Source organism: Bacillus sp. L381 (assembly GCF_030284525.1).
Classification (GTDB): domain Bacteria; phylum Bacillota; class Bacilli; order Bacillales; family Bacillaceae; genus Bacillus; species Bacillus amyloliquefaciens.
In genome coordinates, this window is sequence record NZ_CP127224.1 from 2,530,020 (window position 1) to 2,542,441 (window position 12,422).

The 12,422-nt window shown below is 48.4% G+C and carries 14 protein-coding genes; 2 read left to right on the plus strand and 12 right to left on the minus strand.

Going from position 1 to position 12,422, the window contains the following annotated elements:
• Positions 1-26: 26 nt before the first annotated feature.
• The 12 genes from tgt to nadB form a co-directional block, all read right to left on the minus strand.
• The gene (tgt, locus tag QRX25_RS12905; RefSeq protein WP_014472142.1) at positions 27-1,172 is read right to left on the minus strand and encodes a tRNA guanosine(34) transglycosylase Tgt; all 1,146 of its coding nucleotides are present in this window, start codon (positions 1,170-1,172) and stop codon (positions 27-29) included.
• Between the two features lie 27 nt (positions 1,173-1,199).
• Complete coding sequence (gene queA, locus QRX25_RS12910; RefSeq protein ID WP_065522675.1) at positions 1,200-2,228, minus strand: tRNA preQ1(34) S-adenosylmethionine ribosyltransferase-isomerase QueA; 1,029 nt, start codon at positions 2,226-2,228, stop codon at positions 1,200-1,202.
• Between the two features lie 25 nt (positions 2,229-2,253).
• Positions 2,254-2,454: a DUF2905 domain-containing protein gene (locus QRX25_RS12915; protein ID WP_065981976.1), complete on the minus strand. Its 201-nt coding sequence runs from the start codon at positions 2,452-2,454 to the stop codon at positions 2,254-2,256.
• Positions 2,447-3,451 carry a Holliday junction branch migration DNA helicase RuvB gene (gene ruvB / locus QRX25_RS12920; protein ID WP_065981977.1) on the minus strand — a complete coding sequence of 335 codons (1,005 nt, stop codon included), beginning with the start codon at positions 3,449-3,451 and terminating at the stop codon, positions 2,447-2,449. Before ruvB ends, QRX25_RS12915 begins: the two co-directional genes overlap by 8 nt.
• A 10-nt stretch (positions 3,452-3,461) precedes the next feature.
• Positions 3,462-4,067: a Holliday junction branch migration protein RuvA gene (gene ruvA, locus QRX25_RS12925; RefSeq protein WP_003152683.1), complete on the minus strand. Its 606-nt coding sequence runs from the start codon at positions 4,065-4,067 to the stop codon at positions 3,462-3,464.
• Between the two features lie 134 nt (positions 4,068-4,201).
• Positions 4,202-4,678 (minus strand): sporulation cell-cell signaling protein BofC, encoded by a 477-nt coding sequence (gene bofC / locus QRX25_RS12930; protein WP_038463270.1) that lies wholly within the window; start codon positions 4,676-4,678, stop codon positions 4,202-4,204.
• 165 nt (positions 4,679-4,843) lie between these two features.
• Positions 4,844-4,963 (minus strand): hypothetical protein, encoded by a 120-nt coding sequence (locus tag QRX25_RS19845; RefSeq protein ID WP_373925702.1) that lies wholly within the window; start codon positions 4,961-4,963, stop codon positions 4,844-4,846.
• Positions 4,964-5,087: 124 nt separating this feature from the next.
• The gene (locus tag QRX25_RS12935; RefSeq protein WP_065981978.1) at positions 5,088-5,681 is read right to left on the minus strand and encodes a YhcN/YlaJ family sporulation lipoprotein; all 594 of its coding nucleotides are present in this window, start codon (positions 5,679-5,681) and stop codon (positions 5,088-5,090) included.
• 147 nt (positions 5,682-5,828) lie between these two features.
• Complete coding sequence (safA, locus tag QRX25_RS12940; RefSeq protein ID WP_065981979.1) at positions 5,829-6,989, minus strand: spore coat assembly protein SafA; 1,161 nt, start codon at positions 6,987-6,989, stop codon at positions 5,829-5,831.
• A gap of 126 nt (positions 6,990-7,115) precedes the next feature.
• Positions 7,116-8,219 carry a quinolinate synthase NadA gene (gene nadA, locus QRX25_RS12945; protein WP_115997698.1) on the minus strand — a complete coding sequence of 368 codons (1,104 nt, stop codon included), beginning with the start codon at positions 8,217-8,219 and terminating at the stop codon, positions 7,116-7,118.
• Positions 8,219-9,067, minus strand: a complete 849-nt coding sequence (nadC, locus tag QRX25_RS12950) for a carboxylating nicotinate-nucleotide diphosphorylase (RefSeq protein WP_115997699.1) — start codon at positions 9,065-9,067, stop codon at positions 8,219-8,221. Before nadC ends, nadA begins: the two co-directional genes overlap by 1 nt.
• A complete protein-coding gene (gene nadB / locus QRX25_RS12955; RefSeq protein WP_115997700.1) occupies positions 9,049-10,614 on the minus strand; it encodes an L-aspartate oxidase in 1,566 nt (521 codons plus the stop codon). The genes nadC and nadB overlap by 19 nt, the downstream gene beginning before the upstream one ends.
• 105 nt (positions 10,615-10,719) lie before the next feature.
• On the opposite strand from nadB, the gene QRX25_RS12960 reads away from it, so the two are divergent.
• Together QRX25_RS12960 and QRX25_RS12965 are read left to right on the plus strand one after the other, a co-directional pair.
• The gene (locus tag QRX25_RS12960) at positions 10,720-11,871 is read left to right on the plus strand and encodes an IscS subfamily cysteine desulfurase (protein ID WP_115997701.1); all 1,152 of its coding nucleotides are present in this window, start codon (positions 10,720-10,722) and stop codon (positions 11,869-11,871) included.
• Positions 11,868-12,410 carry a transcription repressor NadR gene (locus QRX25_RS12965; RefSeq protein WP_065981984.1) on the plus strand — a complete coding sequence of 181 codons (543 nt, stop codon included), beginning with the start codon at positions 11,868-11,870 and terminating at the stop codon, positions 12,408-12,410. The genes QRX25_RS12960 and QRX25_RS12965 overlap by 4 nt, the downstream gene beginning before the upstream one ends.
• Positions 12,411-12,422 lie beyond the last annotated feature (12 nt).

Sequence of the window (12,422 nt, forward strand, 5' to 3'; positions counted from 1 at the left end):
TCCCTCCTTTCAAAAATGGTTTTTATTTAGAAGCTTTTCGCATTTGGCTTATTATAGCCGTAACGCTCAAAGAACTCTTCTCGGAAATCACCAAGACGATCCTCCCGGATAGCTTGTCTGACCTGCTCCATTAAGTGTAACAGAAAATGAAGGTTATGGTAAGTTGTTAATCGAATTCCAAACGTTTCATTACAGCGGATCAAATGTCTGATGTAAGCGCGGGAGTAATTTTTGCATGTATGGCAGCTGCACTCTTCGTCAATCGGACGGAAATCGCGCTCATATTTGGCATTTTTCATATTCAGGCGCCCTTCACTCGTGAACACCGTGCCGTTTCGGGCAATCCGGGTCGGCAGCACGCAGTCAAACATATCAACGCCGCGGATGGCGCCGTCAATTAAGGCATCCGGTGAACCCACACCCATTAAATATCTCGGCTTGTCCTTCGGTAAAAGCGGAGTTGTAAACTCAAGCACTCTGTTCATGACGTGCTTCGGCTCGCCGACAGATAATCCGCCTATGGCATAGCCCGGAAAATCAAGCGAAACCAAGTCTTTGGCACTTTGTGTCCGCAAGTCTTCGTACTCTCCGCCCTGTACGATTCCGAACAGCCCTTGCTCATCAGAGCGTCCGTGCGCCTTCAGGCAGCGTTCGGCCCAGCGGCTGGTCCGTTCCACAGAGCGCTTCATGTAATCATACTCTGCCGGGTACGGAGGGCATTCATCAAACGCCATCATGATATCGGAACCGAGGGCGTTTTGAATTTCCATCGCTTTTTCCGGAGATAAAAACAGCTTGTCTCCGTTTAAGTGATTGCGGAAATGAACGCCTTCTTCTTCTATATTACGAAACTTGCTCAATGAAAAGACCTGAAAACCGCCGGAATCCGTTAAAATCGCGCGGTCCCAGTTCATAAACTGATGAAGACCGCCTGCTTCTTTTACGATGTCATGTCCCGGGCGGAGCCATAAATGGTACGTATTGCTTAAAATAATACCCGCATCCATAGATTTCAGCTCGTCCGGAGACATCGTTTTCACCGTAGCAAGCGTGCCGACCGGCATAAATACAGGCGTCTCAAAGGAGCCGTGGGGCGTATGAACTCTGCCCAGACGCGCTCCCGTTTGTTTACATTCCTTTATAAATTCATAACGTATCGGTTGTTCAGCCACTTTGTATGAGGCCTCCTGTCATTCAAATTAGATAATCAGCATGGCGTCGCCAAAGCTGAAGAAACGGTATTCCTCTTCTACCGCATGACGGTAGGCGGAAAGCACATGCTCTCTGCCGGCAAGCGCAGAAACAAGCATGATAAGCGAGGATTTCGGCAGATGAAAATTAGTGATCATGCCGTCAATCGCTTTAAATTCATATCCCGGATAAATGAAGATGGACGTCCAGCCGCTTGAAGCGGTGAATACGCCGTCATGCTCGCCGGCAATGGTTTCAAGGGTGCGCGTTGATGTCGTTCCGACCGACACGATGCGCCCGCCCGCCTTTCTGACCTCATTTAAAGAGGCGGCGGTTTCTTCCGTCATTTCATAAAATTCCGCATGCATGTTATGCTCTTCCACATCATCTGCACTGACTGGGCGGAAAGTGCCGAGCCCCACGTGAAGGGTGATAAATTCAATCCGCACGCCCTTTTGCTTCAGCTCGTCCAGAATCTCTTCCGTAAAATGAAGTCCGGCCGTCGGGGCGGCGGCAGAACCGATTTCTTTTGAAAAGACGGTCTGATACCGCTCTTTATCATCAAGCTGCTCTTTAATATAAGGAGGCAGCGGCATTTCACCGAGAGATTCAAGCACTTCATAAAAAATCCCGTCATACCGGAATTTTATTTTTCGGCCGCCATGATCAAGCTCCTCCGTACAGACTGCTGTCAGCCGGCCGTCGCCAAATGTCAGAACCGTACCTTTTCTTACGCGTTTCGCCGGCTTTACGAGCGTTTCCCATGTATCGTTTTCTTCCTGTTTTAATAAAAGGAGCTCCACTTTCGCTCCCGTATCTTCTTTTGTGCCGAATAATCTGGCGGGCAGCACACGGGTATTGTTCAAAACGAGACAATCCCCTTCTTTAAAAAAGCTGACAATCTCTTTAAATGAACTGTCCGTCAGTCCGCCCGTCTGTTTGTCAAGCACCATCAGACGCGATGCGTCACGCTCTTTCAGCGGCACTTGGGCAATGAGGCGTTCAGGCAGTTCAAAATCAAATAAATCGACTTTCATCATTTCACCTTTATTCTGTCTATTGTTATTTCATTCTGCCGAAAAAATTGAGCAGAATGGATAGTATCACACTGATCACAATACAAGTGACAACGGGAAAGAAAAATGTGACATTTCCCTTCTTAACGAAAATATCTCCGGGCAGCCTTCCGACAAAGTGCCAGACTGCGCCGGCAATAAGCAAAACAGCACCGAGAACCATGAGAATCTTCGGAAAGTCAGTCACAGGCGGGTGCCTCCAATCGAAAATGCTCATACACAGCCGGGGTCACGACCCGTCCTCTCGGCGTCCTTTGGAGAAATCCGATCTGAAGAAGATACGGTTCGTACACATCTTCTATTGTATGCGGTTCTTCTCCGATTGTCGCGGAAATCGTATCAAGGCCGACGGGACCGCCGCTGAATTTTTCAATCATGCCCATCAGCAGCTTATGGTCAATATGGTCAAGGCCGAGCGCGTCGACTTGAAGACGTTCGAGCGCGTCGTGAGCGATTTCTTCCGTGATGCGGCTGTCGCCGAGCACCTGGGCAAAATCTCTCACCCTTCTGAGAAGCCGGTTTGCAACCCGCGGCGTTCCCCTTGACCGTCTGGCGATTTCCAAAGCCGGGGCTTCTTCGATTTCAACTTCGAATACTTCAGCCGTTCTTGACACGATATCTGTCAGTTCTTCCTTCGTATAGTATTCAAGGCGGGACAGCACCCCGAACCGGTCTCTGAGCGGCGCGGTCAATAAGCCGACCCTGGTCGTCGCCCCTACCAGCGTAAAAGGCGGAAGGTCAAGGCGGACGGAGCGGGCGGACGGGCCTTTACCAATGACGATATCAAGGCAGAAATCCTCCATCGCCGGGTACAGCACTTCTTCGATTGACCGGTTCAGCCTGTGAATTTCGTCTATAAACAGCACATCCCCGGGTTCGAGCGCCGTCAGAATGGCTGCCAAGTCTCCCGGTCTTTCGATAGCGGGTCCTGACGTCGTCCGCATCTCCACACCCATCTCATTGGCCACGATAGACGCAAGCGTTGTTTTTCCGAGACCCGGAGGCCCGTATAAAAGAACGTGGTCAAGCGTTTCCTGCCTCATTTTCGCCGCATCGATAAACACGCGCAGATTTTCTTTTACCTTCTGCTGCCCGATGTACTGGGCGAGGTTCTGCGGCCTGAGGCTTTGCTCGATTATTGATTCATGGCTGTCTGCTTCACTTGAAACGAGCCGTTCATCCATGAACATCACCTTACTTTAATAATTTTTGCAATGCTTTTTTCACATATTGGTCTGTTGAAAGCGCCGTTTCCTCTTTTAAGTGAGGAAGCACTTTTTTAATTTCTTTTTCGGCGTAGCCGAGAACCCTGAGCGCTTCAAGCGCCTCATCAAGCGCCGTTTCAGCCTCTTGTTTTTCAATGCGCGCTTCATGATTGAACAGGTTGTCAATCATTTCAGGCACGACATCGGCCAGTTTGCCTTTCAAATCAAGAATAATCTGCCGTGCCGTTTTTTTGCCCACACCAGGAAATTTCACCAAAAAGGCTTCATCTTCCTGTTCGATCGCTTCGATGACGGCTCCCGGATCACCGGAACCGAGAATGGCGAGCGCCCCTTTCGGACCGATGCCGGTGACATTCAGCAGCTTTGTGAAAAGCGCTTTTTCTTCCCGGGTTGAAAAGCCGTACAAAGAAAAGGCGTCTTCTTTTATATGATGATACGTAAAAATGGTCTCTTGATTGCTTACCTTATAAATAAACGGATTCGGAGTGAAGACCTGATAGCCGATCCCGCCGTTTTCAATCACGATGTATTGGGGAGATACATAATCAATCGTCCCCTTCACGAATTCAATCACACCTATTCACCTCTTTGACTGCTTATCATTGTAACACAAAAACAGCCAAAGTCTTATAGAAAAGTTAACGTATGTTCGCTTTGACACCTTTCATTCAGAAAAAAAAGACATGTGTAACATGTCTTGCGTCAAAGTCAGCCGCTGTAAGTCTTAATATGATCGATCACGCTCTCAAACTCCGCTTTTGTCCTGTATGGTATACCGTGTTCCAAGTGCTTTTGCAATCGGCTTTCCAGCCGCTCTAAATCAATCTGGAAGAAAGACTGGATCGGTTCCGCCAGCGATCCGGGACGGCCGTGAAAAGTGGAAATGACGCCCCCGTCTGTGACACCGATATAACCGTTTACTTTACTGAGCGGAGAAATATCATCAACATGCTTACGGAAAAGGACGAAGCCTTTTTTTTGCTCAACGAGCGTCCAGCCGGCATATGCGGCCCAAAAGTCCTCCATCGCCAAAACGGTTTCATCCGTATGTTCAATGCCGACATCACCGTCCAAATAGACCTTTTCCAGCTGAACATGCACCCGAAGCGGTCCGTAATGCTCAACCTCTGCCCCGTATGCGGCGTTTCCTCCGCAAATCAGGACTGCTGCTGATAAGATAAGCATAAACAAAAGACGCACACCGCAAATTCGTTTCACCAATAACACCTCTTTATTCAATCAAACTCTTGATGCTAGTTTGACCAAAGATGCCGGTGCTTAATCGTTTTCTTTCTATTGTCTGTTTCAGCCGAAAAAAAGCAGCCCTCCTATGGAAGGCTGCCCCGATGATTATGCCCGGCTGGCTGAAATCAATTTCATTTGTCCGGGCGTCAGTTTGAGGCGGTATCCTCTTACAGTCAGATACACGGTTTTTGTCCCGCAGCTATTGTCATGCTCTGTTTTTTTCATCCCGGCCCCTCCGTTACAATTTTATATTGCTTTTATGATAACAGGACAATATAAAGAGCGTTTTAAAAATATGTAAAGAAATGATAAAAAATACTGCCGGATGGAATCATCCGGCAGTCTAAGTCTAACGGCTGTTTTTGTTCATGTCTTGAAGCTTTGTAAAAGTCGCGTTATCGGTAAACACTTTAATTGTGCGGCCGTCCGCGAATTTTTTGGCTGCATGCTTGACTTGTTTATCATTATTTTTCGTAAATGGATGATTTGTTCTGACAGCAATGACGACTCTCGTGTCAGTCACGATGACCTGACTGTCCTGAACGCCTTTTACTTTCTTCACGCGGTTTGCAATTTTTGCCGCCGTTCTGATGTTTTCGGCATTGTCATACCCATTATAAGACATCGCGGCCGGCGGCGTATTGACGTTGCGGCCGTTGTATGTGCCGTCCGTTGTTAACGGAACCCCGTTATTCGGCGTATTTTGGTCAGACACGTTTGTCGTATTTCGGCGGCCGTTTCGGTTTTCCATCATTTCGGAAACAGGTCCTTGATGGTCCATGCCGTACTGGCGTCTGCCGTTATCATTATCATTTGAATAATACCCGACCGGACGTGTTGTCTGATTGTAGCGTCCGTCATTCATGGCATTATTTGCTCCGCATGCCGTTAAGCTTGCCGTCACGGCTAAAACGCCTGCGATCGTCATCAATTTTTTGCCCAATGGAAAAACCCCCCGTGGATTCATCGCTGTGTGAGCGTTTTCCGCTCATGTTTAGGATGTGCTGCCGACGGCGGGTTTAAGCTTGTCAGTTATGACCATTCCTCATTTGGACATAAAAAAAGGAACGACATACATCGTCCCGAAACATTAATCTTCTTCTTCCTCCGGCCGTCCGAATACTTGATTTGGACTCGGCTGATTAGGCGAGACATTGGGATTTGCTCCGCCGTAAGGCATAAAATATCCGGCATTTGCCCCCACATTCGGAAATGGCTGCACAGGCATATTTGCGTGATGATGATGAGACCCGTGGTGATGATGGTGATGATGTGAATCATGGCAGCCGCAATCATCATCCTTATATTTCCCATCGTGATGAGGCGCGTTTGCGTGATGTGACGGATATCCGCCGTAATACGGCATGTGAGCGTACGAAGCACCTCCGAAACCTGATGTGAAACCACCATAATGCTCTGCGTTTTCATGAGCCTGGTTTTCAAATTCACCATAACCGCCAAATCCCGGGTGGAATCCGTACGAATATGGCATCGGCATTACCGGAAAGCCTCCAAAACCGCCGAAACCTCCGCCTACAGGGAAGAACGGGTGGCATAACCCCGAACCCGGCAGCATCGGTGTCACCGGAACCGGACAAGGACAAGGCATGCACGGCATCGGGTAATGCATAAACGGTTCAACGGCCGGCATATTCGGAAACGGAGCATTCGGAATGTTTGGCATATTCGGCATATGATAAGCGGCGTTTTCTTCTTCCATCTTTCCGACTTCAGGCGCCTTTGGCATATTCGGGTAATTCGCGTTTTCCATGTTGATCATTTCCTCCTGTTGTGGAATGTTATTGTCATACTCTTTCTCTTTCGGCTCGACAAAATGTGTCACAGGTTCCTCCGGCTTAGGAGGCGACCACGGCTGAAACAGCTGATTGGACGGATAATATTGATTCATATCAGCTTCCGGCAGCACATTTTCATGTTTTTCAGGGATCGGCGGCACATACGGAATTGACGGTTTTTGTTCTTCCGCTATGGTGTCTTCGATGTCCACAACTGTTTTCGGTTTTTCTTTAGCATATGGATGCTCATGCTTATGCGCAGACGTTCCGAAGTTTGCATTTGGTTCTTTTCTGACCGGAACGGCTTCTGAAGGCACCTTTATCTTCATTCCAGGCATAATTAAGTCTGGATTGCTAAGCTGATTATTCAATTTTTTTAATTCTTCAAAATCAACTCCGTATTTTTCAGCTATTTTCCAGAGCGAATCGCCTTTTTGAACGATATGAATTTTCAACGTTTTCCCCTCCTATGCACAAAACGTGAACGGTACATTTGTCATTACAATACGTTTCTTCACACTATATGCAGGCGAGCTGGGCATGATGATAAAAAAATTGGAAAGGAGGGGAGTTTTTTATTTTTACGTATGGCTCAGCATTCTGTTCAAAGCACGAAGCGCTTCTGTCCGAACCGCTTTCGGCACTTTAATGACACCTTTCGGCTCGCCTTTTTCAAGCTGCTCAAGCGACCACAATAAATGCGGGAGGTCGATTCTGTTCATTGTCAGACACGGACACATATCCGGATTCAATGATTCAATCTGTTTATCCGGGTGCGAGTGAATGAGGCGCTGAACAAGATTCATTTCCGTGCCGATTGCCCACTTGCTTCCCGGTTCAGCCTGTTCAATCGTATCAATAATGTATTTGGTAGATCCGCTGTCGTCACTGAGCGAGACCACTTCCCGCGAACATTCGGGATGAACGATAATGCGGATGTCAGCGTCCCGCTGCCGCAGCTGAGAGATATTTTCCGCTGTAAACTTTTCATGTACGGAGCAATGTCCTTTCCAAAGGATGACCTTAATGCTTTCCGGGTGATCAGTAAGCAATCGGTTCTGCGCAGGGTCCCATACAGCCATTTCAGTCAGCGGAATGCCGAGGTCATAAGCTGTATTTCTGCCTAAATGCTGATCCGGCAAAAATAAAATTCTTTCTTTTTGTTTAAAAGCCCATTTCAGCACGCTCCGGGCATTCGAAGAGGTGACGGTCGCTCCGCCGTGCCGTCCGACGAACGCTTTAATTTCCGCCGTCGAGTTAACATATGTTAACGGAATGATGGTGTTACCGTACAGCTCTTGAAGCTCTTGCCATGCTTTGTCCGTCTGCTGTATATCTGCCATATCAGCCATCGAGCATCCGGCGCGCATGTCGGGCAAAATCACGGTTTGGTTATCATCGGTCAGCATATCAGCCGTTTCCGCCATAAAATGCACGCCGCAAAACACAATGTATTCCGCATCTTTATTTTTTTCGGCCACTTGGGCAAGCTGCAGGGAGTCACCAGCCGTATCGGCGAATTGTATGACTTCATCTTTTTGATAGTGATGTCCCGGAATGAACAGGCGCTTTCCGAAGGACCGTTTAATTTCGGCGACCCGCTCCTCCATTTCTCCGATGCTCATGTTTTTATAATGGCTCGGCATCATTTCAGCTGATGCAGTTAATACGTCAAAAATAGACATTATGAAAAAGCCCCCTGTTCCGTCGCGACATCCATGCTGATATCGGCGCTTTTTACTGAATGAGTCAGAAATCCCAGTGAAATATAGTGTACGCCTGTTCCTCTATAATCGGGCAATGTGTCCAGCGTTATGCCGCCGGATGCTTCCGTTTTGATATGGCCCGGTGTCATGCCTGCAAAACGCCGGACGGTCTCTGGCGGGCAGTTGTCAAACATAATAACGTCTGCGCCTGCGTCTATTGCCTCCAGCAGCTGCTGTTCGGTTTCAATTTCGACTTCTGCCGCAAGCATCTGCCCCGCTACTTTTCGTGCCCGCTCCATCGCCGCTTTTATCGATCCGCAGGCGGCAATATGATTATCTTTAATCATGATGCCGTCATATAAGCCGAAGCGATGATTACAGCCGCCTCCGATTCGGACCGCGTATTTTTCCAGCATTCTGAGCCCGGGTGTTGTTTTTCTCGTATCGCAAAGCTTAATGGTCGGATCATCAAGACGCCTTTTGGCCTCATCCGTCATTGTCGCAATGCCTGACATTCTTTGTATAAGATTCAGAATGACCCGTTCTCCCGTTAGAAGAGCCGCCGCAGGGCCTTCCATTTCAGCGAGCACGTCTTCTTTTTTCATCCGCTCTCCGTCTTTTTTCAGGGAACGGATGCGAATGTCATTGTGTAAAAGCCCCCATCCTTCACGGATAACAGCTTCCCCGGCAAACACGCCGTCCGTTTTTGCGATAATCTTCGCCTTACAATGCTCATCAGAAAAAATCGCTTGTGACGTCACATCACCCGTTCCGATATCTTCCTGAAAAAAACGTGTCAGCATTTGTTTCAGCTGCAGAATGTCCATATTTCCCCAATCCCTTCGTTTTTTCTGATAACTGTTCCAGATGTTGAATGAATGATTTGTTTTCCGTGCCACTTTTTCTCTGCCCTAGGAAAATCAGCGCGATAATGAGCGCCTCTGCTTTCTTCCCGGATAAGAGCAGAGGACACGACGAGTTGTGCAGTCTGCCATAAGCAGGATAGCTCGGCTTGTTCTATTGTGATATCCTTCACATTTATATGATGCACAGATACTTTGTTAAGCCAGGATGCCAGCGCCCGCATGTTTTCTTTCTCCCTGATGATGCCGGCTCCGTTTGTCATTTTGGCTTGGAGCTTGTGAAGCGTTGTATCCGGCACTTGTAAGATGACGTCAGATTTCTTCGAAGCTTTTTTATACCTTCCATTTAATGGCGTTTGCGTGATATGTTCAGCACATCTTTGTCCGCTTGCCAGCGCTTCCAGAAGTGAGTTGCTCGCAAGGCGGTTTGCCCCGTGCAAGCCTGTACAGGCGGTCTCGCCAATGGCATAAAGATCAGGCACAGACGTTTTTCCCCATGTATCGGCTCTTACTCCGCCCATTAAAAAATGCATTCCCGGAGCTACGGGAATCCCGCTTTCAAAATCAACACCCGCTGATTTACAAATGCCTGATATGGTCGGAAAGCGTTTGTTAAAGTCAGCTATGCGGCTGCAATTCATAAAAACGGGGTTTTCTTTCATTATTTCTTCAAAAATCGCCCGTGACACGACATCCCGCGGCGCTAAATCTTCAAGCGCGTGTCTGCCCGCCATGATCCTGCGGCCGGAGCGATCCGTTAAATATCCGCCTTCCCCCCTCACCGCTTCAGAAATCAGCCCGTACGCAGTCCCGCTTTTCACAAGGAGGGTCGGGTGAAATTGGGTGAACTCCATATCTGTGATCTCGGCTCCCGCACGATAGGCAAGAGCAATGCCGTCGCCCGTTATGGAGGAATCATTTGTGTGATACTGATACAGACTGCCGCAACCGCCTGATGCCAGCACTACACAATCCGCTCTTCTGTAAGAAACTGAACCTGAAGCATCTTTTACGGCAACGCCTGCGCATCGTCCGTGTTCAATCAAAAGATCAACCGCCGTTTCGTGTTCAATGATCCGGATTCCGTCCCTCAGCTGCTGAAGCAGAAACCCAACCAAAATCCTCCCAGTCGCATCTCCCCCGGCGTGAAGAATCCTTCTTTTGGAATGAGCACCTTCCCTGCCGAGACAAAACGTTCCGTCTGACTTCATATCAAATGGAAATTGACTTTCTATCAGCCTGTTTATCATGCTTTGTCCGCTTTGCAGCAAATGCCGCACGGCTGTCACGTCATTGTGGCCGCATCCCGCATACAGTGTATCGTTTACATGGGATTCAATGGAGTCATCTGTTGCGTATGAAACGGCAATCCCGCCTTGAGCATAATGCGAATTGCTGTTCGTTACGTTTCTTTTCGTAATGACGGTTACTTGGTATGACGGAGGAAATGAAGAAGCACAGGCGAGGGCCGCCGTCCCCGAACCAATGACGATAATTGTTTTTTCAGACATACATCACCCTCCTGTTATATTTACACCTGTCTTGACACCTATATTTACACAACGATAAAATAAACTCAAGCTTTTTTTAACATAAACGGATAGGAGACGGCCTGTATGATTTATCTTGATTACGCGGCGGGAGCGCCTTTAAGTAAAGAAGCGGCTGAAGTCTTTCAGCAGCTCAGTACAGAGGTATACGGAAATGCAAGCAGCCTTCATGACGCCGGGGGAAGAGCGGCGGATGTGCTGGAATATTGCAGACAGTCTGCCGGAAGATTGATCGGGGGCGCGGCAGACGGCATTTATTTTACAAGCGGCGGCACGGAAGCGAACATTCTGGCCGTCCAATCATTGCTGCACGGTCTCCCCGCAAGCAAAAAACATTTTATTACGACCGCAATGGAGCACCATTCGATCCATAATGCCGCGGCGTTTTTAGCTGATCAGGGAATTGACGTCACTGTCATTTATCCCGACAAAAACGGCCTTATAACCGAGGACATTTTGGCGGCTCATGTGCGTCCTGACACAGGGCTCGTTTCCATACAGCACGCGAATTCAGAAACCGGCCTCATCCAGCCTGTGGATCGTCTGGCCGCTTTTCTCCATAAGAGAAACATTTTTCTTCATTGCGATTGTGTTCAAAGTTTCGGCAAACTGCCGATTGATGCGGATCAGGCGGGAATCGACGCCCTTTCCGTCTCCGGCCATAAAGTATACGGCCCGAAAGGCACCGGGGCTGTTTACATTCGGCCCGGCATCAGCTGGAAGCCGGTTTATCCGCATACCGTGCATGAAAACGGGTTCAGGCCCGGTACGGTGAATGTGCCGGCCATCGGCGCTTTTACTGCGGCTGCGGAGTATGCGGTGAAACACATGGAGGAACACCGTGAGCACGCTGACAGGCTGAGGAATTATTTTTATGAACAAATTCGGCTTCAGGGCCTTCCCATTTCATTTTCGGAGGAAGAAACCGGCGGTGAATGCCTGCCCCACATCGTCGGGTGTTTTTTTCACTCCTTTGAAGGACAATATATTATGTTAGAATGTAATCGTAACGATATTTGCATCTCAACCGGGAGCGCATGTTCCGCCGGCAGTCAAGGCCCTTCTTCAGCTATGAAGGCGCTGAGAAAAACCGAACGGGAAGCGCGGCAGTTTTTCCGGATCTCATTCGGAAATGAAACAACATGTGAACAGCTTGATATGCTGATACATACATTAACGGCGCTATGGGAGCAAAAGAAAGGAGAATCAGCAATTTGACAGAAGGAACGAAGCTTACGGGGGCGAAAAGACGCGACATGCTGCTTCTTTGGCTGAAAGAAGCCGGCTCACCATTAACAGGGGGCGAATTGGCCAAAAAAGCAAATGTCTCAAGACAGGTGATCGTGCAGGACATATCACTCTTGAAAGCAAAAAACGAGCCGATTATCGCAACAAGCCAAGGTTATTTATACATCAGCATGAATGCCGGCAGCGAAAATCATGCCGAACGGATTGTCGCCTGTCTGCATGGACCGGAGCGAACGGAAGAAGAGCTTGAACTCATTGTCGATGAAGGTGTCACCATAAAGGACGTCATCATTGAACACCCCGTATACGGCGATTTAACCGCCGCCATAAGAGTCAGCACACGGAAAGAAGTCAAACAATTCATGGACCACATTAACTCGACAAATGCCGCTTACCTTTCACAGCTGACCGAAGGCGTTCATCTCCATACGTTAAGCGCACCGACAAAAGAGCGGATTGACCAAGCATGCCAAGCGCTGGATGAGGCAGGAATATTAATAAAAGATTAAAAAAAGCCCTCT